This window comes from Luteibacter sp. NPDC104163 (assembly GCF_055584245.1).
In genome coordinates this window covers 48,959-71,543 of record NZ_JBVJMK010000015.1, presented here as the reverse complement: position 1 = coordinate 71,543, position 22,585 = coordinate 48,959, and the positions used below count along the sequence as shown (strand labels likewise).

Annotated in this window: 21 protein-coding genes; 8 read left to right on the top strand and 13 right to left on the bottom strand. The window is 67.8% G+C overall.

All coding sequences use genetic code 11. From position 1 onward, the window contains the following. The first annotated feature begins 69 nt into the window (after positions 1-69). The 4 genes from ACZ6YI_RS16690 to ACZ6YI_RS16675 all read left to right on the top strand — a co-directional run bounded on the left by ACZ6YI_RS16690 (position 70) and on the right by ACZ6YI_RS16675 (position 5,225). Positions 70-1,647, top strand: a complete 1,578-nt coding sequence (locus ACZ6YI_RS16690; RefSeq protein ID WP_465779648.1) for a GNAT family N-acetyltransferase — start codon at positions 70-72, stop codon at positions 1,645-1,647. After that, positions 1,644-2,876: an imidazolonepropionase gene (gene hutI / locus ACZ6YI_RS16685; protein ID WP_465779647.1), complete on the top strand. Its 1,233-nt coding sequence runs from the start codon at positions 1,644-1,646 to the stop codon at positions 2,874-2,876. Before ACZ6YI_RS16690 ends, hutI begins: the two co-directional genes overlap by 4 nt. Before the next feature lie 88 nt (positions 2,877-2,964). Then, positions 2,965-4,518 carry a hypothetical protein gene (locus ACZ6YI_RS16680; RefSeq protein WP_465779646.1) on the top strand — a complete coding sequence of 518 codons (1,554 nt, stop codon included), beginning with the start codon at positions 2,965-2,967 and terminating at the stop codon, positions 4,516-4,518. After that, complete coding sequence (locus ACZ6YI_RS16675) at positions 4,515-5,225, top strand: FkbM family methyltransferase (protein ID WP_465779645.1); 711 nt, start codon at positions 4,515-4,517, stop codon at positions 5,223-5,225. The genes ACZ6YI_RS16680 and ACZ6YI_RS16675 overlap by 4 nt, the downstream gene beginning before the upstream one ends. A 52-nt stretch (positions 5,226-5,277) precedes the next feature. On the opposite strand, the gene ACZ6YI_RS16670 is transcribed toward ACZ6YI_RS16675, so the two are convergent. The 3 genes from ACZ6YI_RS16670 to ACZ6YI_RS16660 form a co-directional block, all read right to left on the bottom strand. Beyond that, entirely contained in the window at positions 5,278-5,436 is a 159-nt protein-coding gene (locus tag ACZ6YI_RS16670) for a 30S ribosomal protein THX (RefSeq protein WP_144910717.1), read from the bottom strand. A gap of 94 nt (positions 5,437-5,530) precedes the next feature. Further along, the gene (locus ACZ6YI_RS16665; RefSeq protein ID WP_465779644.1) at positions 5,531-6,493 is read right to left on the bottom strand and encodes a cation diffusion facilitator family transporter; all 963 of its coding nucleotides are present in this window, start codon (positions 6,491-6,493) and stop codon (positions 5,531-5,533) included. Between the two features lie 37 nt (positions 6,494-6,530). Next, complete coding sequence (locus ACZ6YI_RS16660) at positions 6,531-6,977, bottom strand: MerC domain-containing protein (protein WP_440325117.1); 447 nt, start codon at positions 6,975-6,977, stop codon at positions 6,531-6,533. Positions 6,978-7,064: 87 nt separating this feature from the next. Here ACZ6YI_RS16660 and ACZ6YI_RS16655 point away from each other — a divergent pair, with 87 nt between their 5' ends. Next, positions 7,065-9,080, top strand: a complete 2,016-nt coding sequence (locus ACZ6YI_RS16655; protein ID WP_465779643.1) for a TonB-dependent receptor — start codon at positions 7,065-7,067, stop codon at positions 9,078-9,080. Between the two features lie 170 nt (positions 9,081-9,250). On the opposite strand, the gene ACZ6YI_RS16650 is transcribed toward ACZ6YI_RS16655, so the two are convergent. The 3 genes from ACZ6YI_RS16650 to gltX all read right to left on the bottom strand — a co-directional run bounded on the left by ACZ6YI_RS16650 (position 9,251) and on the right by gltX (position 11,644). After that, positions 9,251-9,730, bottom strand: a complete 480-nt coding sequence (locus ACZ6YI_RS16650) for a transcriptional repressor (RefSeq protein WP_465779642.1) — start codon at positions 9,728-9,730, stop codon at positions 9,251-9,253. 26 nt (positions 9,731-9,756) lie between these two features. Continuing rightward, a complete protein-coding gene (locus tag ACZ6YI_RS16645; RefSeq protein WP_465779641.1) occupies positions 9,757-10,140 on the bottom strand; it encodes a hypothetical protein in 384 nt (127 codons plus the stop codon). Positions 10,141-10,240: 100 nt separating this feature from the next. Next, the gene (gene gltX, locus ACZ6YI_RS16640; RefSeq protein ID WP_465779640.1) at positions 10,241-11,644 is read right to left on the bottom strand and encodes a glutamate--tRNA ligase; all 1,404 of its coding nucleotides are present in this window, start codon (positions 11,642-11,644) and stop codon (positions 10,241-10,243) included. A gap of 206 nt (positions 11,645-11,850) precedes the next feature. On the opposite strand from gltX, the gene ACZ6YI_RS16635 reads away from it, so the two are divergent. From ACZ6YI_RS16635 to ACZ6YI_RS16625, 3 genes are all read left to right on the top strand, one after another. Further along, positions 11,851-13,011 (top strand): glycosyltransferase family 4 protein, encoded by a 1,161-nt coding sequence (locus ACZ6YI_RS16635; RefSeq protein WP_465779639.1) that lies wholly within the window; start codon positions 11,851-11,853, stop codon positions 13,009-13,011. After that, a complete protein-coding gene (locus ACZ6YI_RS16630; protein ID WP_465779638.1) occupies positions 12,983-13,525 on the top strand; it encodes a phosphatase PAP2 family protein in 543 nt (180 codons plus the stop codon). The genes ACZ6YI_RS16635 and ACZ6YI_RS16630 overlap by 29 nt, the downstream gene beginning before the upstream one ends. Before the next feature lie 1,088 nt (positions 13,526-14,613). Further along, positions 14,614-14,745: a hypothetical protein gene (locus tag ACZ6YI_RS16625; protein ID WP_440325130.1), complete on the top strand. Its 132-nt coding sequence runs from the start codon at positions 14,614-14,616 to the stop codon at positions 14,743-14,745. Here ACZ6YI_RS16625 and ACZ6YI_RS16620 read toward each other — a convergent pair. The 7 genes from ACZ6YI_RS16620 to ACZ6YI_RS16590 form a co-directional block, all read right to left on the bottom strand. Then, positions 14,720-15,166, bottom strand: a complete 447-nt coding sequence (locus ACZ6YI_RS16620) for a hypothetical protein (protein WP_465779637.1) — start codon at positions 15,164-15,166, stop codon at positions 14,720-14,722. The genes ACZ6YI_RS16625 and ACZ6YI_RS16620 overlap by 26 nt on opposite strands. 266 nt (positions 15,167-15,432) lie before the next feature. Beyond that, entirely contained in the window at positions 15,433-16,308 is an 876-nt protein-coding gene (gene accD / locus ACZ6YI_RS16615; protein WP_465779636.1) for an acetyl-CoA carboxylase, carboxyltransferase subunit beta, read from the bottom strand. A gap of 97 nt (positions 16,309-16,405) precedes the next feature. Then, positions 16,406-17,206, bottom strand: coding sequence for a tryptophan synthase subunit alpha (gene trpA, locus ACZ6YI_RS16610; RefSeq protein WP_465779635.1), 801 nt, complete (start codon positions 17,204-17,206; stop codon positions 16,406-16,408). Further along, positions 17,206-18,417 carry a tryptophan synthase subunit beta gene (gene trpB / locus ACZ6YI_RS16605; RefSeq protein ID WP_440323784.1) on the bottom strand — a complete coding sequence of 404 codons (1,212 nt, stop codon included), beginning with the start codon at positions 18,415-18,417 and terminating at the stop codon, positions 17,206-17,208. The genes trpA and trpB overlap by 1 nt, the downstream gene beginning before the upstream one ends. 28 nt (positions 18,418-18,445) lie before the next feature. Further along, positions 18,446-19,069 carry a phosphoribosylanthranilate isomerase gene (locus ACZ6YI_RS16600; RefSeq protein ID WP_465779634.1) on the bottom strand — a complete coding sequence of 208 codons (624 nt, stop codon included), beginning with the start codon at positions 19,067-19,069 and terminating at the stop codon, positions 18,446-18,448. After that, entirely contained in the window at positions 19,066-19,833 is a 768-nt protein-coding gene (truA, locus tag ACZ6YI_RS16595) for a tRNA pseudouridine(38-40) synthase TruA (protein ID WP_465779633.1), read from the bottom strand. The genes ACZ6YI_RS16600 and truA overlap by 4 nt, the downstream gene beginning before the upstream one ends. Positions 19,834-19,954: 121 nt before the next feature. Continuing rightward, positions 19,955-22,450 carry a motility hub landmark protein FimV gene (locus tag ACZ6YI_RS16590; RefSeq protein ID WP_465779632.1) on the bottom strand — a complete coding sequence of 832 codons (2,496 nt, stop codon included), beginning with the start codon at positions 22,448-22,450 and terminating at the stop codon, positions 19,955-19,957. Between the last annotated feature and the right edge of the window lie 135 nt (positions 22,451-22,585).

The following is a 22,585-nucleotide window of genomic DNA, read 5'->3' as shown; positions in this document are numbered from 1 at the left end:
GCAGGACTCTTCGGCACAGGATAGCGCGGCCGTATGAACGGCTTCACATGCCGGGGGCATAATGGGGGAATGAACGAGATCGCCGCTCCCGCCCAGACCCCGAAACTCACCCTCCGCCTGGCCCGTCCCGCGGATATCCCGGAACTGGTCGCGCTGACCGCGCGCGTTTACACCGCCGAATGGGGGCATTCGGCGGAAATGCTGCAGGGCCAGCAGAACAATTTCCCCGAAGGCCAGTTCGTCGTCGAGTACGAAGGCCATATCGTCGGCTTCTGCGCCACCTTCCGCATCAACGAGGCTGTGGCCCTGGCCCCGCACACGTGGATGCAGATCACGGGCGGCGGCTTCGCCTCGCGGCACGATCCGAAGGGCGACTGGCTCTACGGCATGGAAGTGGTGGTCCATCCGGATTACCGCGGCATGCGCATCGGCCAGCGCCTGTACCAGGCCCGCAAGCGCCTGTGCACCGACCTCAAGCTGCGCGGCATCGTGTTCGGTGGGCGCATGCCCGGGCTATCGCGGGCCATCGGCCGTTACGGCAGCGCCGAGGCCTACGTGCAGGCGGTCGTGGACGGCAGCCGCCGCGACCCCACGCTCAGCTTCCAGCTGAAAAACGGTTTCGAGGTGCTCGGCCTGCTGCGCGAGTACGTGCCCTCCGACCATGAATCGCTGGGCTACGCGGCCCACCTCGTGTGGCGCAATCCGCACCTGCTCAACCACCCGGATACGCCGCGTGTGTCGCATAGCCACCGCCTCCCCGATTCGGTGCGCGTGGCCTCGGTGCAATACATGCAGCGCCGCATTGCCTCATTCGCCGAGTTCGCGACGCAGGTCGAGTACTTCGTCGATATCGCCGCGGACTACGACGCGGACTTCGTCGTGTTCCCTGAGCTGATCACCCTGCAGCTCCTCTCCATCGAGAACGCCGAGCTCTCGCCGGTCGATTCGATCCGCCGCCTCTCCGAGTACTCGGACGAGGTAAAAGCCCTTTTCCACCGGCTTGCCGTTCACTACAACATCAACATCGTCGGCGGCTCGCATCCCACGCGCCAGCCTAACGGCGACATCCACAACGTCTGCTACGTGGCCCTGCGCGACGGTTCGCTACACGAGCGCGAAAAGCTGCACCCGACGCCGAGCGAGAAGAACGTCTGGAACATCACCGGCGGCGATTCCGCTGCCACGATCCAGACCGACTGCGGTCCGATCGGCGTGATGATCTGCTACGACTCCGAGTTCCCCGAGGTCGCCCGCCACCTCACCGACCAGGGTGCGCTCATCCTCTTCGTACCGTTCTGCACCGACGTGCGCGAGGGCTACCTCCGCGTGCGCTACTGCTCGCAGGCCCGCGCGATCGAGAACCAGTGTTACGTGGTGCTTTCGGGCAACGTCGGCAACCTGCCCGGCGTGAACAACTTCGATATCCAGTACGGCCAGAGCTGCATCCTCACGCCGAGCGACTTCCCGTTCGCACGTGATGGCATCGCCGCCGATGCCACGCCCAACATCGAGACCGTGCTGTTCGCGGACCTGCGCCTCGAGAACCTCGCCCGCGCCCGCAACTCCGGCGCCGTGCAGAACCTGAAGGATCGCCGCTACGACCTCTACCAGGTGCGCTGGGAGCGCACGCCGGAGTCGCCGCGATGAGCGCGGATACGCGCTGGGACTACCTGCTGCTGGATGCCGGACTGGCGACGCTCGCGGACAACGGCACGGCTTACGGGGCCATCGCCGATGGCGCGCTCGGCATCAAGGACGGGCGCATCGCGTTCGTCGGCGCGCGGGCGGAGCTTCCCGGCGAACCGCACGTGCTGTCGCATCGGGTGGAATCGCTGCAGGGCACCTGGATCACTCCCGGCCTCGTCGATTGCCACACCCACCTGGTCTTCGGTGGCGATCGGGCGCAGGAGTTCGAGATGCGCCTGGAAGGTGCCACGTATGAAGAGATCGCCCGCGCAGGCGGCGGCATCGTTTCGAGCGTGCGGGCGACGCGCAGCGCGAGCGAAGATGAACTGTTCGCCCAATCCCTGCCGCGCGCCCGTGCCCTGCTCGCCGATGGCGTGACCACGCTGGAGATCAAGTCCGGCTACGGCCTGGAACCGGACGCGGAACGCCGCATGCTCCGGGTCGCCCGGCGCATCGGCATCGAACTGGGCATCGACGTCCGCACCAGCTTCCTCGGCATGCATGCGCTGCCGCCGGAATATGCCGGGCGCCGCGACGACTATGTCTCGCTCGTCTGCGACACCATGCTGCCCTCGCTGGCCGAGGAAGAGCTGGTCGATGCCGTGGACGCATTCTGCGAGGGCATCGGCTTCACCCATGCCGAGACGGAGCGGTTGTTCCGGAAGGCCACCGAGCTCGGGCTACCGGTCAAGCTGCACGCGGAGCAGCTCTCGGACCTTGGCGGCGCCGCACTGGTCGCCCGCTACAACGGGCTCTCCGCCGACCACCTGGAATGGACCAGCGAAGAAGGCATACAGGCGATGGCGAAGGCCGGCACGGTGGCCGTGCTGCTGCCCGGCGCGTACTACGCGCTGCGCGACACGCGGCCGCCGCCGATCGCGGGCTTTCGCGAGCACGGCGTCGCCATGGCCGTCGCCACCGACCTCAACCCGGGCACATCGCCGCTGCTCTCCCTGCGCCTTGCGATGGGCATGGCCTGCACGCTGTTCCGGCTGACGCCGGAGGAAGCACTGCGTGGCGCGACCCAACACGGTGCGCGTGCGCTCGGCCTCGATGATCGCGGCACCCTCGCCGTTGGCCAACGCGCCGACCTGGCGGTCTGGAGCATCCAGCACCTGCCGGAACTGTGCTACTGGATCGGCGGCGGACTGCTGAAGGAAACCTGGGTCGCCGGCGAGCGCACGACGTAATCCGCCGCATTTTTCAGAATTCTTCCATCGATCCCATGGCGGGGGTTCCCTAACATCGACAAGCTCAGGCCGCGTCCCAGGAAGCTTGTTGATCATCGCTGCGCCACTCCGCCGGGCCGTGCCCCGCGCTTGTCTTTTCGTGTTCGCGCTTTGCGTGGCCGCGTTCGTGGCCGCGTGCGCGGAAGGGCGTGACGGCAAGGCTGAAGCGGCCGAACGTGCGCGGCAGATGCGCGATGTATCGCGCATGCTCGATGCGATGGAGGCTCCCGTGGCGCCAGGCAGCCCGCTGGCGCAAGCCACCGCGACGCGGCTGGCGCTGGCGCCCTCGGACGGCGTCCCGGCCGGCCGCACCGGTAGGGCATTTACGCTGACGCCATGGGCAGCGGCTGTCGCCGCACTCGCCCTGGTCACGGGCCTGGCTATCGCATGGCGCCGCCGACGCGCGCGCAGGCCGACGCCAACATCTGTGGGCGAGGTCTCGATCGCCACGCACTTCGCTTCCGCCCCCTTGCCCATTCCCCAGGAGGACACCGCCATCGCCCGCCCACCCGCGACGCCCGACTGGACTTACAAGCGCACTGCGTTCGAAGCGCCGGCGCTGCAACTCACGCTCGAACCGGTGGACCTGTTGTCCCATCGCCCCAGTGCCGCGGCGGAGCCGTCCACCGATGTCACTCATGAAGCGCCCGTGTTGCCTGCATCGCTCGTGGCACGGCTGCACCCTGACGGCCGCCCGACGCCGCTCTACCTGAGCGGCGACCAGGCCTTCCCCTCCCTCCGCCACGTCGGTACCCACGCTGATGACTTCCTCGCCTGGGAGCAGGTGGTGCGCGACATGCGCGACGCACCCGGCGCAGACGGCCTGCTTGCACGATGGTTGCTGCCGGCCCTGTTGAGAGGCAAGGCTGCGCTTCTCGAACGAACAGCCGCCCAGTCCTGCCTCGACGAAGCCCTGGCGTGTTGCGGCGCCGAGCTGGAATCGTGCGCGCCAGGCTTGCGTCCGTGGTGGCGGGCACACCTCCTGCGGACAGAACTCGCCCAGCTCGGCCGCCTCACGGGCGCATCGCGGCTGCTCGCCCTGCGCGACCTTGGCAGCGACGCGAACGACCGCGACGCGCCGGTTCTCGACGCATGGATCGACATCCACCTGGCGTGGTCAGGCTGGCTGGTCGGCATGGCTGCGCGCACGCGGCTCGACCACGCCGAGGCGACCTGTTCGCGCCTTGCCGACACCGATCCCGTGCTGGCGATGCGCCGCCGCGCCGGGATCCTCCTGTGCCGTGCGAACCAGGAAAAAGGAGATGCACGGCTGCGCCACCTCGACGACGCCCTCGGCTTGCTTGAGTCCGTCGAAGACCGCGCGCCCGATCCGGCGACATCCCTGCTCATCGCCAACGGCATGCATCAGCGCGCCGCCCTGCTGCCGCCGGATGCCGCGGCGGAGGCCTGCTCTGCCGCGCTCGGCCATGCCTTCAGCGCAGGCCAGCACCCCGCCTGGCACATCGCTTCACTCGAAATGCGCCTCGCGATCCAGGTCACCTACGACGGCTTGCCCGGCCAGCGCGCTGGCGGCGATGTCACCGCCGTGCTTCGCCGCGAGCTCGCCGACGCCCGTTCTCCCTTCCACCGTGGAACCCCATGACCCGCGCCTCGACCCCACCCCTGCTTTCCACCCGCTATGGCATCGCCGCCCCGTCCACGAGTGATGCCGCCGTGGCTCGCTCTCTCCAGTTGTACGGGGAGTGGGCAGAGTACGAAACCGACCTGCTTAGCGGCGCGATGACCGATGGCCAGCATGTCATGGAGGTCGGTGGCGAGCACGGCGCACACACGCTCTGGCTCGCGCGCGCCGTGGGCGATGCCGGCGTCGTGCATGTGATCGAGCCCTGCCGGCTGCCTTTCCAGCAGCTCTGCGCCAACGTGGCGCTGAACCAGCTGGCCAACGTGCACACGCACCATGCCTGGCTCGGCGCCAGCGAAGGCATGGAAACCATTGCCGGCGAGACCGTGCGCGGCACGACCCTGGACAGCCTCGACCTGCCCGCCCTGCACCTGCTGAAGGTGAACCTGCCTGGCGCGTTGCCCGGCCTTCTCGAGGGCGGGACCCGCACCCTCCACGAACATCGCCCCTTGATTTACGCGCGCCTGGGTGGCCCTGCCTCGGCCGAGCATGAGGTCGATGCCGTGAAGGCCCTGGGCTACCGGGTGTGGTCACATACGCCGCCGCTCTTCAATCCGGAGAACCACGCGGCGACCCCGCGCAATATCTTCCCCGGCCTTGTCAGCTGCAACGTGATCGCCGCGCATGCCGAGAGCGCGGTGGAATTCGAAAGCCTCAACGAACTCTAGGCCACAAAAAACCCCGCCGAGGCGGGGTTTCTTGTGTCACGCGTAGAAGGGATCAGGCCTTCTTGCGCGGAGCGGCCTTCTTGGCCGCCGCCTTGGTGGCGGCCGGCTTGGCCACGGCAGCGCCAGTCACGATATCGACGTGCGGACGGGCATTGCCATAGCTGGAACGGTAGATCTTGCCGCGACGGGTGCGGCGGTCGCCCTTGCCCATGGGAAACTCCTTAATTCTAGTAATGGAGAGGAACGGCCGGCCATCGTATCAGCGGCCGCGTAAATGGCAAGGGTCCCCATGCAGGGCGCCCCTGTCAGTGGCTGTGGCGGCCGTCCTGCCCGCAACCCTCCAGCTCGTCCGGGCACTCGCCCGGGTCGAACTGGACCGTCGCGTGGCCCACCTGCCAACGTTCGCTCAACGTGGTCTTGATGGCCGTGAGAACGCGCGCCTGGTCGGCCCCCGGGGCCAGTTCGGCGTGGAGGGTGGCCATCCGCGACCCAGCGGTCATCTGCCAGACGTGCACGTGGTGGATGTCCACGATGGACTCATCGCACTCGTGCAGCACCCGGGTGACCTCGTCCAGGTGAACCCCTTCCGGGGTGCCTTCGAGCAGGATGTGGCTCGATCGACGCAGCAGCGACCACGCGCTGCGCAGGATCAGCAGCGAGACCAGGATGGAAAGCGCCGGATCCGCCCATAGCCAGTCCATCCAGCGCACGGCCAGCGCGGCGAGCACTGCGGCCACCGAGCCCAGCAGGTCGCCCAGCACGTGCAGGCTGGCCCCCGCGATGTTCACGTCATCCGGGTCATGGCCATGCAGGGTGCGCAACACCACCACGTTCGCCACCAGGCCCACGACGGCCACGATGAACATGACCCCCGAGAGGATCGATTCCGGGTTGAACAGGCGCTGCACCGCTTCGAAGATGATGAAGGCGACCAGCGCGAACTGGGTCAGCGCATTGACGAAGCCGGCCAGGACCTCAATGCGCCCATAGCCATAGGTGCGCCGCGCATCCGCCGGACGCGCCGCGAAGCGCGCACCAAGGAAGGCGAGAAGCAGGGCCAGCGCGTCGACCAGCATGTGCCCGGCATCGGCCAGCAGCGCGAGCGAGCCCGACACGAGGCCGCCCGCCGCTTCCACCAGCAGCATGATGAACGTGAGCACGAACGCGAACAGCAGCTTCTTCTCGCTGCTGCCTTCGAAATGCGAGTGGTCGTGCGCATGGTCGTGCCCGTGGGCATGCCCGGGCGCGTGGGAGTGGTCGTGTGACATGGGGCGAAGGCTAGGCGCTGCGGTGGCGGTTACACAATCACGGGTGGGCGCAGGTCGGCCCATGGATATGGCCCGCGTGGCCGCTGCGATCCACCCTGAGGTTGATGAAATGCGCCGTGGCGACCAGCAGGCCGCCCGTGGTGACCAGCACGCTGTGGACCAGCAGGGAACCGCTGTGCAGGAAGGTCACGCCGAGGATGAGCAGAAGCAGGCCCGGTACCGCGAAGACGAACGGCAGGCGGCGATGGTGCCGGCGGTACCCGGAGACCAGCGCGGCCGCGGCCAGCACGCAGGCGAACGAGACGAAGATCTCTTCGAAGCGGTGGTTGGCCAGGAACGACAGGCCCAGCAGCGGCAATACCGCGATGACGAACGGGAGCAGCGCGCAGTGGATCGCGCAGAGGAAAGACGCCGTCGCGCCCAGCCGATCCGCGGCGTGCCACCAGCGGCGGCGGGTTTCAGGGGCGAGCGTGGGTTCGGTCATGGAGTGCATAGCGTGACTTTTTGCACGGGTCGAGGCAAGTGATGATACTTTATAACATTGCAAAGTCCAACGATGGAGCTCCACCCGATGCGCAGAACCCTATTCGCCCTGACCCTCGCCGCGACGTTCGGCAGCGCCCTCCCCGCCATGGCGGAAGACGCGACGCAGGACGCCACGACCCCGGATGTGGGCACGAAGGACCCCCAGGGCAAGTCGCGCAAGCACGTGGACAAGCTGGAAGGCATCGTCGTCAACGCCGTGCCCGGTGGCCGCAACGCCGACCAGATCGTGGCGCCCGTGGCCGTCCTGGCCGGTTCGGCCCTGGACGACGCCAAGGGCGTCTCCCTCGGCGAGACGGTGTCGTCGATCCCTGGCGTGCAGACCTCGGCGCTCGGCACCGCCGTGGGCCGCCCGGTGATCCGCGGCCTCGATGGCCCGCGCGTGGCGGTGCTGGAAAACGGCCTGTCGGCCCAGGACGTGTCCAACGTGAGCCAGGACCACGCGGTGACCCTGGAGCCGTTCCTCGCCGACCAGATCGAAGTCCTTAAGGGCCCGGCCACCCTGCTCTACGGCTCCGGCGCGATCGGTGGCGTGGTCAACGTGGTCGATGGCCGCGTGCCCGAGAAGGCGCCAGACAATGGCTTCGCCGGCCGCGCCGAGGTGCGCACGGACTCCGTCTCCGACGGCAAGACCGGCCTCGCGCGCTTCGACGCGGGCAACGACCAGTTCGCCATCCATGTCGACGGCATGCACCGCGACAACAAGGATTACGACATCCCCGGCGGCACGCTGGCCAACAGCGCGGTGAAGACGACCTCGGGTTCGGTCGGCGCCTCGGTCCTCGGTTCCTGGGGCTACCTGGGCCTGTCCGTGTCGCGCTTCCTGGATCTGTACGGCAGCCCCGCGGAACCGGGTGACCCGGCCGAGGGCGAGGATCCCGTGCACATCAAGATGGCGCAGACGAACTACACGCTGAAAGGCGGCTTCGTCCAGCCGATCGATGGCATCAGCAAGATCGAATTCAGCCTGGGCCACGGCGCGTACCAGCACGTGGAGTACGAAGGCGATGAGCCGGGTACGACCTTCTCCACCGACAGCAACCAGGGCCGCCTCGTTGTAACCCACGACGAACTGGGCGGCTGGGTGGGCTCGTTCGGCGTGCAGACCCAGCACCGCAAGTTCGCCGCGGTGGGCGAGGAAACCTTCGTGCCGGCGACGACGACCAAGGGTGTTGGCGTCTTCCTTACCGAGACGCGCGACTTCGGGCCGGTGAAGGTCGAACTGGGCGCGCGCCACGACAAGCAGAGCGTCGAACCGATCGATGGCGCCAAGCGTAACTATTCGCCGAACAGCTTCTCCGCCGGCTTCGCCTACCGCTTCGACGAACAGTGGCACCTGTCGTTGAACCTCGACCACGCCGAGCGCGCGCCGTCCGAGGAGGAGCTGTTCGCGAACGGCCCGCACGAGGCCTCAAATACATTTGAGATCGGCAGCGACCTCGGCAAGGAGAAATCCAACCAGGCCGAACTGGGCCTGCATTTCCATGGCGATGTGGTCGAGGGCAAGATCGCCGTGTACTACAACAAGTACAAGAACTTCATCTATCTCGCCGATACGGGTGAGATCGAGGATGACCTGCCGGTGCGCGTGTGGTCGCAGAACGACGCGACGTTCCGCGGTGCCGAGGCGGAAGCGACCTTCCACCTCTCCGACAGCCCTTCCGGCCATTGGGACCTGCGTGTGTTCGGCGACACCGTCCGCGCCACGCTCAGCGACGGCGGCGGCAACGTGCCGCGCATCCCCGCGGGCCGCATCGGCTCGACGCTCAGCTGGAACGCCGATGGCCTGCGCGCGAACGTGGGCGCGGTGCGTTACATGAAGCAGGACAAGGTCGCCGCGTTCGAGACCGATACCGCCGGCTACACGCTGGTGAACGCGCACTTCGGCTGGACGTTCATCAACGATGAGCGCAGCCAGTGGGAAGCCTTCGTCGACGGCAACAACCTCACCAACCAGACGGCCCGCCCGGCCACGTCGCTGTTCAAGGACGTGGCACCGATGCCGGGCCGCAATGTGTCCGTAGGCGTTCGCGCCTATTTCTGAGTTCCCGGCTCCTGACGTCCCACTCCTCCCTCCCCGGCAGGAGCCGGAAACAGCACGGGGCGCCGCAGTGATGCGGCGCCCCGTTTTTTTGGGCGTGGTGGGAGCGCGCTTGCGCGCGATGGGTGCTTGCCGCAACGTCGATCGCGCGCAAGCGCGCTCCCACAGGTCTTCTACGACTCCCGGCAGTTCTTGCAGATGCCGTGGACTTCCAGGGTCTGTGCCTGCGGGCGGAAGCCGAACGCCTTGGCCTGGGCCTCGATCAGTTCCGCGACGCGCTCGTCGCAGACTTCCTGCGCGCACTGGCACTTGTCGCAGATGAGGAACGGGACCTGGTGCGACTCTGCCGGGTGGTGGCAGGAGACGTAGGCGTTGATCGATTCCAGCTTGTGGATGAAGCCGTTCTCGAGGAGGAAATCGAGCGCGCGGTACACCGTGGGCGGCGCGGCATTGCCGTGCTTTTCGCGCAAGCGGTCGAGCAGGTCGTAGGCCTTGACCGGCTTGCCCGCCGCCGCCACAAGCTCCAGCACCTCGCGGCGCAGCGGGGTCAGGCGCAGGCCACGCTCAGTCGAGGCGACCTCAACCGCCGCGACGAAGCTGCGCGCGTCGTCGTGGTGCTCGTGGGCGTGATGGTGGCTGGCGTGTGAACTCATGGGCGTCATCCTAACATGAGGGCCTTTCAGCCCTTTTTCGAGCCCGGGAGCGGCGGCGGAACGGCGGTCCGCCGGCCTACCGTCGTCGAAGTCAGGGGCGGCGGTAGCGGTGCTGGCTGTGACGCGGGCCGAGGTGGCGGCGATGCTGGCTGTGAAGCTGCCGACGGCGGATGCCTTGGCAGGAACGGCACGGCCCAGCCCAGCGGCCCCAGCACCAGCGAAGCGACCACGGTGGCGGTGAAGCGCCCCCGCCACCAGCCCAGCAGCGCCCCGACCACGATGAACACCACCTGCCAGAGGATCAGCTGGCCCCAGGGGACCAGCCGCATCAGGTTCATGAAGATCGTGAAGAACGCACCGGGGGCTTCGGGGTCGACGCCGTGCGTAGCCTTGGCCAGGAGCTCTTCCATCCGGTGCGTACCCTGCTAAGAGGCGGCTGTCGTGGGAGCGCACTTGTGCGCGATGGGGGCTGCGGCGAGCACTCATCGCGCGCAAGCGCGCTCCCACAGGTCAGGCGGCGGCCTTAGCCACGGCCGCGTCGATGCGGGCCAGCGCGCCTTCGCGGCCGCACAGGTAGATGGTGTGCTCGATGGAGGGCGAGACCTGGGTGCCGGTCATCGCCACGCGCAGCGGCGCGGCGACCTTGCCCATGCCCAGTTCCAGCGCGGCGGCGGTCTTCTCGACGGCGCCGTGCACGGCTTCCGGGGTCCATTCGGGCAGCGAGGCGAGCTCTTCCTTTGCACGGGCCAGCACAGTCGGCGCCGTTTCGGTGCGCAGGTGCTTTTCGATCGCCTTGTCGTCCCACTCGGTGAGCGGGCCGTACCAGATCTTCGCGCGCTCGGCCATTTCCACGAACGTCTGCACGCGGTCGCGCAGGGCCACGACGACGTCGGCCGGATTCGGGCCGTTCGCCGGATCGATGCCGATGCGCTCGAGGTGGTAGGCGAGCTCGGGGCCGAGCGCCGCGGGATCGTCCGTCTTCAGGTAATGCTGGTTCAGCCACGAGAGCTTGGTGACGTCGAAGCGCGACGCGGCCTTGTTCACGTCGGCGGCGTCGAACAGCTCGATCATCTCGCCCACCGAGAAGATTTCCTGGTCGCCGTGCGACCAGCCCAGGCGGACCAGGTAGTTCAGCAGCGCGTGCGGCAGGAAGCCGTCCTCGCGGTACTGCATGACGCTGACCGCGCCATGGCGCTTGGAGAGCTTCTGGCCATCCGGGCCCAGGATCATGGGCAGGTGCGCGAACTCCGGCACCGGGGCGCCCAGCGCCTTGTAGATATTGATCTGGCGCGGGGTGTTGTTCACGTGGTCATCGCCGCGGATCACCTCGGTGATCCCCATGTCGATGTCGTCGACCACGACGGCGAAGTTATAGGTGGGGTAACCATCCGAACGGAAGATCACCAGGTCGTCGAGCTCGGTATTCGCCCACTCGATCCGGCCCTTCACCTTGTCGTCGAACACGACGGAACCGGTGGTCGGGTTCTTGAAGCGGATGACCCGGTTCGGATCCTCGCGGAACGGCTCGTTGCGGTCGCGGTAATAGCCGTTGTAACGCGGCTTCTCGCCCGCGGCCATCGCGGCGTTGCGCATGGCCTCGATCTCGTCCTTGGTCTCGTAGGCGTAATAAGCCTTGCCCTCGCGCAGGAGCTGCTCAGCCACTTCGCGGTAACGGTCCATGCGCAGGGTCTGGTAGTACGGGCCCTCGTCGTGCGAAAGCCCCAGCCAGTTCATGCCATCGAGGATGGCCTGCACGGCCTCCTGGGTGGAGCGCTCGCGATCCGTATCCTCGATACGCAGGATGAACTCACCGCCGCGACGGCGCGCTTCCAGCCAGCAATACAGCGCGGTGCGCGCGCCGCCGATGTGCAGGTAGCCGGTGGGACTGGGGGCGAAACGGGTGCGGACGGTCATCGTGTAGTCATGCGTATGGCGGGCAGAACCGGGATTTTATCCGGATCGGGCACAACCTGCTGTGTCCGGATACGCCGGCCGCCCCAACCCGCCGCCCGGATCGCCGTTTTTGCGGGCTGCTGTCATGCGGCAGTCATGCCGCGATAACCCACGCGACACGCCACCGCGCGAGCATGGCTCAAGCCAAGGCCAGATGGGGCACCGCCATGCGAGTCGGCATCGTCACCGAGACCTACGCACCGGACGTGAACGGGGTTGCGCTCACGGTCCAGGCCCTCGCCCGCGGCCTTGTCCGCCGCGGCCACACCGTCGACCTCATTCGGCCGGCCCACGCCGCGACCCCGCCCCTGGCGGACGCAGGCATGGACGTCCTCGAGGTGGAAGGTGCCTCGGTTCCCCGCTACGCAGGCCTGCGCTTCGGCCTGCCCTCCCGTTTTCGCATCGAGCGCCGCTGGCGCACCGAACGGCCGGATGCCATCTACGTGGCCACGGAAGGCCCGCTGGGGTGGAGCGCGGTGAGCGCCGCACGCCGCCTTGGCATCCCGGTCGCGACCGGCTTCCACACCCGCTTCGACTTCTACGTCGGCCACTACGGATTCGGCGTACTGACCCCGGTGGTCCGGCGCTACCTGGCCCGCTTCCACCGCCGCGCGCAGGCCACCCTGGTACCGACCGGCCAGCTCGCTGGCGAGCTGAACGACCTGGGCGTGCATGACGTGCGCGTGCTGCGCCGCGCGGTGGATACGCAGCGTTTCCATCCCGATCGCCGCAGCGAGGAACTCCGTGCTTCATGGGGCGTAGGCCCGGAGACGCCGGTGGTGCTGTGCGTCGGCCGCGTGGCTTCGGAAAAGAACCTTCACGTCGTGATCGACGCTTACCGCGCCCTCGCCCGCCGCGCACCCGACGCGCGCTGCGTCATCGTGGGCGACGGCCCGGAGCGTGCTTCGCTGGAAGCCGCGCACCCGGATGTCATCTTCGCCGGCACGCGCCGCGGCGACGAGCTGGCCGCGTACTACGCCAGCGCCGACCTGTTCGTGTTCCCCAGCCTCACTGAAACCTTCGGCAACGTCGTCCTGGAGGCCATGGCCTCCGGCGTGCCGGTGGTGGCCTACGCCGAAGCGGCGGCGCGCGAGTACATCCGCAACGGCCAGAACGGTATCCGCGTCGCGCCTGGCAATGAAGGCGGCCTCATCGAACGCGCCGCCACGCTCGGCGCGGATGCCACCGTGCGTGCGGCGATGGGACGCGCCGCACGTGCCTCAGTGGCAGGCCTTTCACCCGAGTCGGTCGTTGCCGAGTTCGAATCCATCATGCAGTCGCTCGCCGAGGAGAACCTCCATGAACGCAGCACCGCCGTCGCCGCGTAGAGCGAACCTCGACCGACGCATGTGCGTCGCCGCCAACCGCTGGGGCGCACGCCGCGCCATCGGCGTCTTCTTCGGCCTCGTCAGCCGCCTGGGGGATGGCGTCTTCTGGTATGCGCTGATGACCGTGATCGCGCTGGTCGGCGGCTTGCATGGCCTGGCCGTCGCGGCGCAGATGGCACTGACCGGCCTGACGGCACTGCTGATGTACCGCGTGCTGAAGCGTTGGACGAAGCGCCCTCGCCCGTTCCGCTCCTGCCCGGGCGTGATCGCCCATGTGCCGCCGCTCGATGAGTTCAGCTTCCCCTCCGGACACACGCTGCAGGCCGTGGCATTCACGGTCGTCGCCGTCGCGCACTACACGGTCCTGGCGCCATTCCTCATTGGCTTCGCCGCACTGATCGGCGCTTCGCGCGTGATCCTCGGCCTGCACTATCCGAGCGACGTCCTCGCCGCCACCGCGATCGGTGGTGGCCTCGGCACGCTGTCACTGTGGCTGGAGCGCGTGATCTTCTGATCAGCCCGCCCCACGGCGGTTTACGGTTCTCTTGGAGCCCCGGCCTCGTCCGGGGCTTTTTTTGGTTCTTCGCGGAAGGCCGGGGACGAGCACTACGTCCCGCTTTCGAATCGGTTCATTCGCTGGCGCGAATGCATGTTTTGAGCGGCTGACGCCGCCTCGCCTTTGTAGGTTGAGGAAGCTGCGGATGGTCAGGCCCTTGGGGCCGCCAGGCGCGGACCTTCGGACCGGGCCGTAGCGCCGCTTTCGCGACAAGCGTGACGCCACGCGGCCCTCCGCTCATGTCGGCCCCAAGGGCCTGCCCACCCGCACCCCCGAGCGATGAGGATCACGGTGGAAGAGCTCGCAACGTGTGCTCACTCGCCTGTGGGAGCGCGCTTGCGCGCGATAAGCCCACGGAGCGGTGACGCGGCTAGCCATCTCACGCGCTAACCGTTGTTCGATCCGCCGAGGCGTGGCGGCGATGACACCAGCCGGCATCGCGTCGCCGAGAGGGCTTCCCTGCGTACGGAATGTTGAGCGCGCGTGGTATCGGTCCCGGATACGGCATCGCCGCTTCGTTGGCTATCGCGCGCAAGCGCGCTCCCACAGGGGGCGGGGCTTCGGTGTACCGGCTTGTGCGACACGAAACTGGGCGAATCGACCCGGGAGCGGGCAGGCCCTGGCGGCCGACATGAGCGGAGGGCCGCGTGACGCAACGATTTTTGCGACGAGGGTGCTACGGCCCGGTCCGAAGGTCCGCGCCTGGCGGCCGCCAGGGCCTCGCCGTTCCCGATCCCGGGAAGCAACCAGCCTAAGGCGGCGCAAGCCGCTCAGTACACGCATTCGCGCCAGCGAATGAACCGATGACGAGGCGCCGATGCACCCGACGACCCCGGTAATGCGCGAAGAACCTTTTTTTGCCCGTCCGGACGGACGTCCATACGCGGACACCGGATCGTCCGCGGACACTTTGCACGCGCATATGAGACTGCACGAAATGGCTTCGCGGTGCCGTTTTTTAAGCACTTTCGTCGTTGGCACGGGCAATGCAACAGGTTTGGCGAAGGGCGCGAGCGCCCACCCACGCGAAACCACGGAGAGCAGCCATGAAAGCCGAATTCGTCCTGCTGAAAACCTTGTTCGCCGTTGTCGTCCTGGCCTGCATCATCACGATGGGTGCCATGGTGACGACCAGCGTCTCGCAGATGCCGATTACCGCGGTGGCAGCGTCGCGCTGATTTCAGCCACCGAAGGCGAGCCGCCGAAGCTCAAGTGGACGGACGCGGCCGTCGCCTTGTAGAGACCGAACAGGATCCCGAGCACGGCGGCGCCGCCGATGACAAGGGTTTTCCAGGTCTTGAGGCCATCGACGTCGTCCCTGGTCGCTTCCGCCAGGTTGCGGATGTGCTTCAGCTCCGTTTCGATACCCGGGATGGAATTCTTCACCTGGCCCAGTTCCGTCTCGATACGCGGAATGGAGTCCTTCACCCTGCCCAGCTCCGTCTCGATACGCGGGATGGAATCCCTGAACCTGCCGAGCTCCATTTCGATGCGCGGAAGGGCGTCCTTGAGCTGGAGAAGAATCGCGTATGACAGATCGCCGCTCAGGGCGGGCGCACGAGGATTGATCGATGGCTTGAAGGGTCGCGTCTTGCCCATGGTGCGCCTCCCCTTAGAGGACGTCGGTTGCGGGAGACGAAATGTGAAGTGCCGCCGCACGCCTGTCCAATCCGCGACTGGGCACAGTGTGGCCGTGAGCATTTCGCCCCGCACGAACATACGCGGAAACAATGACATGGGCGCGGTTCCATCCGCGAACCGGCGTAACTTCCGTCTGCGCTGCAACGACGGCGCGAGCCACGCAACGTGAGATCACGCTCAGTGACGACGCCAAAAAAAACCCCGCCGGAGCGGGGTTTCGTGGATCAGGCGGCGTCGACGCGGGGCATCTTTTCCATGATGCCCAACATGGCGCCGACCTTCTCGCGCATCTCGCGGCGGTCGACGATCATGTCGATCGCGCCGTGGTCGACCAGGAAGTCCGGACGCTGGAAACCTTCCGGCAGGGTCTCGCGCACGGTCTGCTCGATCACGCGCGGGCCGGCGAAACCGATGAGCGCCTTCGGCTCGGCAATGTTGAGATCACCCAGCATGCCGAGCGAGGCCGAGACGCCGCCCGTGGTCGGGTGGGTCAGCACCGAGATATACGGCACGCCTGCTTCATGCATGCGCGCAATCGCGGCCGAGGTTTTCGCCATCTGCATCAGCGAGAACAGGCCTTCCTGCATGCGGGCGCCACCAGTGGCCGAGAAGCACACCAGTGCGCTCTTTTCCGCGAGGGCTTTCTCGGCGGCACGGGCGAACTTTTCGCCCACGACCGAGCCCATCGAGCCACCCATGAAGGAGAACTCGAAGGCCACGGAAACCAGCGGGCGACCGAGCAGCTTGCCGGACATCGCGATCAGCGCGTCCTTCTCGCCGGTGCTCTTCTGCGCGGCGACGATGCGGTCCTTGTACTTCTTCTGGTCCTTGAACTTCAGCGCATCGACCGGCTCGAGCTTGCCCCACAGCTCGGTGGTGCTGCCTTCGTCGAAGAACGAGAGCAGGCGCGTGCGCGCGGCGATCGCATGGTGGTGGCCGCACTTCGGGCACACCATCAGGGACTTTTCGAGCTCCGGCTTGTACAGCACGGTGCCGCAGCCAGCGCACTTCTCCCACACGCCCTCGGGGACCTTGCCCTTGCCTGCGGCAGAAGCCGGGGCGCGGGTCTTCGGGGTCATGATTTTCTGAAGCCAGTTCATCGTGGATCTCCGATAACGTGCGGATCGCGCGCAAGCGCGCTCCTACAAAAAGCCTGCTCCCGCGCATCCGGCGCGAAAGGTGTGTCCCCGTTGGCGATCAGCGCGCGTCGAGCGCAGCGCGGATCGGTGCCAGGAAGGCGTGAGCCCTGCCAGCGGCGTCTTCCGCCGTGGTCGCACCGGCGAGGCGCTCGACGAGCGCACTGCCAATGACGACCGCGTCGGCGAACCCGCCGATCGCCTTCGCCGAGGCTGCATCGCGGACGCCGAAGCCAACCGCCACCGGCGCCTTCGACTGCGCGCGGATCCCCGCGACGCGCTCGGCGATCTGGCCGGTACTCAGCTGGGCCGCGCCGGTGATGCCAGCGAACGACACATAATACAGGAAGCCCGAAGCGGCCTCGCAGAGCTGGGCCAGGCGGCCCCCGGCGGTGGTCGGCGAGGCCAGCAGGATCTGGTCCAGGCCAGCATCTCGAAGCGGCGCCAGCACCGCGGATTCTTCCAGGGGGCAATCGACCATCAGGACGCCATCGACGCCTGCCTCGACAGCATCTTCGGCGAACTCCCTGTATCCGTACATCTCGACGGGGTTGAGGTAACCCATCACGACGATCGGCGTTTCACTATCCGTCTCACGGAATGCTGCGATCCACGCAAGGATGTTGTGCAGCCCCACGCCCTTCTCGATCGCCCGCTCCGACGCGTGCTGGATGACCGGACCGTCAGCCATCGGGTCGGAGAACGGCACGCCGAGCTCGATGATGTCGGCACCCGCGGCGACCAGGCCGTGCAGGAGTTCCACCACATGTTCGGGCGAAGGATCGCCGGCCGTGACGAAGGTGACGAGGCCGGTGCGGCCGGCTTCCTTGAGGGCCGCGAAGCGGCGTTCGATGCGGCTCATCAGATCTCGATCCCTTCGCGCGCGGCGATCGTGTGCACGTCTTTGTCGCCACGGCCCGAGAGGTTGGCGAGGACCAGGCCATCCTTCGGTAGCTCACGGGCCAGCTTGATCGCCTGGGCTATCGCGTGGCTCGACTCGAGCGCGGCAAGGATGCCCTCGGTACGCGCCAGCAGGTGGAACGCCTCGAGCGCTTCGTCGTCGGTCACGCCGACGTAGTCAGCGCGCCCGGCATCCTTCAGGAAGGCGTGTTCCGGGCCGACGCCCGGGTAGTCGAGGCCGGCGGACACCGAATGGGTCTCGACGATCTGCCCGTTGGCGTCGGAGAGCACGTAGGTGCGGTTACCGTGCAGCACACCCGGCTTGCCGGCGGCGAGCGACGCGGCGTGGCGACCGGTCTCGATACCGTCGCCAGCGGCTTCCGCGCCGACGATGCGCACATCGCGGTCGTTGAGGAAGGCGTGGAACAGGCCGATCGCATTGGAACCACCACCGACGCAGGCGGTGATCACATCCGGCAGCCGGCCGAACTGCTCGAGCGTCTGCGCACGGGCCTCGCGGCCGACGATGGCGTTGAAGTCGCGCACCATCTGCGGGTACGGGTGCGGTCCGGCGACCGTGCCGATGATGTAGAACGTGTCGGCGACGTTGGTGACCCAGTCGCGCATCGCTTCGTTCAGGGCATCCTTCAGCGTCTGCGAGCCCGATGTCACCGGCACCACTTCGGCACCGAGCAGGCGCATGCGGTACACGTTGATCTTCTGCCGCTCGATATCCACGGCGCCCATGTAGACCACGCATTTCTGGCCCATGCGCGCCGCGACCGTCGCGCTGGCCACGCCATGCTGGCCCGCGCCGGTCTCCGCGATGATGCGGTTCTTGCCCATGTGCCGGGCGACCAGCGCCTGGCCCACGGTGTTGTTGATCTTGTGCGCGCCCGTATGGTTCAGGTCTTCGCGCTTGAGGATGATGCGCGCGCCGCCCACGTGCTTCGTCAGGCGCTCGGCGAAATACACCGGGCTCGGCCGTCCCACGTAGTACTTCAGGTCGCGATCGAGCTCGGCGATGAAAGCAGGATCCTGGCGCAGGCGCTCGTAGGCGGCCGTGAGCTCGGCAAGCGGCTCCATCAGGGTTTCGGCCACGTAAATGCCGCCGTAATCACCGAAGCGCCCGTGCGCGTCGGGATAAGCGTGGAAATCCGGGATCTGGGTCATTGCGTTACCGTGTGTTGCTGAAGGGGAATCACGCGCTGGGGATGGCGCGCACGGCGGCGAGGAAGCGTTCCATCTTAGCCCGATCCTTGAGGCCCGGCGATGTCTCGATGCCGCTGGAAAGATCGACGCCCCAGGGGCGTGCTACGCGGATCGCTTCGCCCACGTTATCCGCGGTGAGTCCGCCGGCGAGCACCAGCGGTTGCGCCAGGTCGCGCGGCATACGCGTCCAGTCGAACCGTTCGCCGCTGCCACCGGTTTCACCGAGGCCGTGGCCATCCAGCAGCAGGCCGGTCGCGCGAGGGTAAGCGCGCAGGCGCGCCAGTGCGCCCTCGCCCTCCCCCATGGCGATCGCCTTGAGGTAACGCACGCCGTGCGCCGCGCAGGCTTCATCGGTTTCCACGCCGTGGAATTGCAGCATGTCCGGGCGTACGCAGCGCACGATCTCGTCCACGTAAGCCGGGTCGTCGTCCATCACCAGCACGACGCTCGTGACGAACGGCGGCACGGCATCGCGCAGCGCCATGGCCTGTTCGATCCCGACGTAACGCTTGCTCTTCCGGGTCATGACGAAGCCGACCGCATCGACGCCAAGTGCGGCCGCGGCGTGGACATCCTCGACGCGGGTGAAGCCGCAGTACTTCACGCGGGTCATAACGTCACCTCCGCAGGCAGGCCCCAGTGCGCTTCATAGCGCGGGCCGAGGAAGGTCAGGCCCTCCGCGGGCGCGGTGGCGCCGGCTACCTCGCGGTTCCGGCCTTCCAGCAGTTCAGCCATCCATTCGACCGGCTGCTCGCCACGGCCGATGGGGATGAGCGAACCCACGATGTTCCGCACCATGTGGTGCAGGAACGCGTTCGCCTCGATCTCGACCACGATATGGATATCGTCCTGGAACACGCGGATGTTGCGCACGTTGCGGCGAGCATGGGCCGCCTGGCAGGACACGGCGCGGAACGCGGAGAAGTCGTGCTCACCGATGATCGCCTGGGCTGCCTCGTGCATGCGTGCCGCGTCGAGCGCCTTCTTTTCCCAGGCGACGAAACGGGCATCCAGCGCCGGGCGAACGAAGCGTGGCAGCAGGCGGTACCGGTAGCGGCGCGCGCGCGCCGAGAAGCGAGCGTGGAAATCGTCGGCCACGGGCTGGGCCCATGTCACCGCCACGCTGCGCGGCAGGTTGGAACACGCGCCGAGCACCCAGCCGCGCATGTCGCGCTGCACCTCGGTATCGAAGTGGACGACCTGGCAGCGGCCATGCACGCCTGCATCGGTACGCCCGGCGGCGGTCGTTTCGATGGGCTCGTGGGCGACGAAGGAGAGGGCCTCCTCCAGGGCGCCCTGCACGGTCTTCGCGTGGCTGAGCTTCTGCCAGCCAAAGAAGTCGGTGCCGTCGTATTCGACGCCTAGGGCGATGCGCATGGGGTATCTGGGCGGGGGAAACCCTGAAGGTTACCCCGGAACGACGGTGGGAGCGAGCTTGCGGGCCATGGGCCGGCGGGGGCCCATCGCTCGCAAGCTCGCTCCCACGGGTGCGACGCTATCAGGCGATGCCGTCGAGGATGCGGCGGGCCGTATCCTTCTGCATCTGGGTGCCTTCGCTGATCACCTCGTCCAGCATGAGGCGGGCGCCTTCGGAGTCGCCCATGTCGAGGTAGGCGCGGGCCAGGTCGAGCTTGGTATCGACCGGGTCATCGCTGAAGCTCTCCGGGCCGGCGGTGTCGACCGGCTCCTCATCCCCGAACGCCGGCTCGTCGAAACGCGGCGGCTCGTCGAAGCGCGGCGGCTCGGCCGGGACGACCGGCGCAGCGTGCGCTTCGTCATCGAACGACCACGTCGAACGCTCCTCGGCCGGGGCCTTCTCCTCGGCGAGGATGTCGCCAAAGGCGGGGGCATCGCCTGCCTCGGTGTACGGCGATTCCGGCGCGTCCACGTCGAAGACGTCGGGCGCGTGCGGACGGCGGTCGGCCTCGGCGCGCTGCACCGGGGTCAGGTCGAAGTTGAAGTGGTACTCGCTGTGCTTCTGCGGCGCCGGCGGGACCGGGTGGGCATCCTCGTCCGGGCTGGTCACGTAGTTGCCCAGGTCGAACGCCTCGAGCCCGGCCGATTCCTCGTGCGCCGCATGCGACGGCGCGTAGGTGTCGCCTTCGTACGGGTCGTCGATGGAATCCACCGGCTGGCCACCGAACAGCGGATGCGACGGCGCGAGCGCTTCGCCCATCATGATCACTTCGCGCCACTCCGGCTGGTCCGGATCGGCAACGTGCGCGTACATGGCTTCCGCGGCGGCTTCGAAGTGCTCGACGTCGCGGCGGCCGTAGTAGAGGCTGACCAGTTCGAGGTGCAGCCCGATATCGTCCGGGTGCTCGGCGAGCGCGTCGATGATCTCGCGCTGGTCGGCATCCATCGTGTCTTCATGCTCGGTATCGAAGCCGCTGAACGTCGGCTCCTTGCTGAAGCGGTCGGCCAGCGAGCTCGGCGCCGCCGAGGCAGCGGCCGGCTTCTTGCGGCGGCCAAAGACGGCAGCCACGAGCAGCAGCAGGATGACGACGGCACCGCCGCCCCAGGCCCACGGCTGCATGAACCACTCTTCTTCCTCGACCGGCGCAGGCGCGGGCGACAGCTTCTTCGGCTCCGGCTTCGCGACCGGGGCCGGCGGGGTCGCCGGCGGCTGTGCGGCGGCGACAGGCGTTGCGGCCGGCGTCGTTGCCACCGTGGCTGCCGGGGCCGGCGTGCTTGCCGCCGGAGCGGCCGCGCTGGCAGCAGGGGCCGGGTTGGCCGCGGCGACAGGCGCCGTGGTGGAAGGGGTCGATGCAGCTGCAGCCGCGGCGGGAGCCGGGGCTGCCGGCGCCGGAGCGCTGGCCGCGGCGGCCGGCTGGCCAGCGTTCTTGCGGGCCTCGGCCAGCTTGCGCTGCAGCTCGGCGATCTCCGAGTCCTTCAGGCTGATCAGCCGCTCGTTCTTGGTATTGATCGCTTCCAGGTCACCCACGCGCGACTTCAGCTCCGCACCCTGCTGCTTGAGCGAGGCAACGGCTTCCTGCGACGTGGTGAGTTCCTGCTTGAGGCCGGCCACCTGGGCATCGCCCGTGCCGCCCTTCACGCCAGCGCGGGTGGAAGCGGCTTCACCGCCTTCCTTCGCCGGCACGATGGCCAGGCGGTCGTTCTTCGGGGCGCTGGCCTTGGCCGGCGCAGCGTTACCCGTGGAAGCGCCATCGGCCACGGAGGCCGGCGCGCGTGCCGCGCCCGAGCGCCAGGCTTCGTTCTGGCGGCGCACTTCGGCAAGGGCCGCGGCCGCGGTCTGGGCCTTGATGTCATCCTGCGACGGCATGCGCAGGACGGCACCCGTCTTCAGCGCGTTCATGTTGTCGCGATAGAACGCATCCGGGTTGGCCTTGTGCAGGGCGACCAGGACCTGGTTGATATCGGACCCACCGGCGTTGTCGCGCGCGATGGTGGAAAGGGTCTGCCCACGCTGGACCGGGCCGATGCTGCCGTTGGCAGCCTGCGCCGATGGTGCGGAGGGCGCAGCGGCACGCGGCTGGCTGGCTTCGGTGGTACGCGGCGTGCTCGACCGGGCCGGTACGCGCGAGGGCACGCTTTCCGTGCGGGACGGGCGCGCTGACGACGTTGCGGCGGCCGCGGGCGTGCCCGGCGGGTCGAGCAGCATGGTGACCTCGCGGACGACCGCGGGGCCCTTGCCGCTATCCACTTCCACCAGGAAATCGAGGTAGGTATCGCGGATCGGCGCGCCGCTGGTGACGTGGATCACCGGCTGGCCGGCGGCGTTCTTGCCGACCGTGAAACTGAGCTGCACCGGCATGCCTGACTTATTCAGGCCTGCGCGGGAGAAAGCTTCATCCGAAGCGAGGGTGACGTGGATATCGCTCGGGTTACCGGTGACCCCGGTGAGCGGGATATCCGCCGACAGCGGCTGGTCCATGGTGGAATGGACCTGGACGGCGCCGAGGCTCTGGGCCAGCACCTGGCTGCCCCCCATGGCAAGCGCCAGCATGATCGACAGCTTCAAAGTACGGTTCATCACGAGCATCCCCCGAACAATTCCATGCTGGCGGCGCGCCTCTACGGGCGGTCGGCCGCGAAGGCGCCACTGTAGTGCACCCCAGCAACAACTAACAATAGCGGCTACGGGCATTTACGCGACAAGTTTGACTCG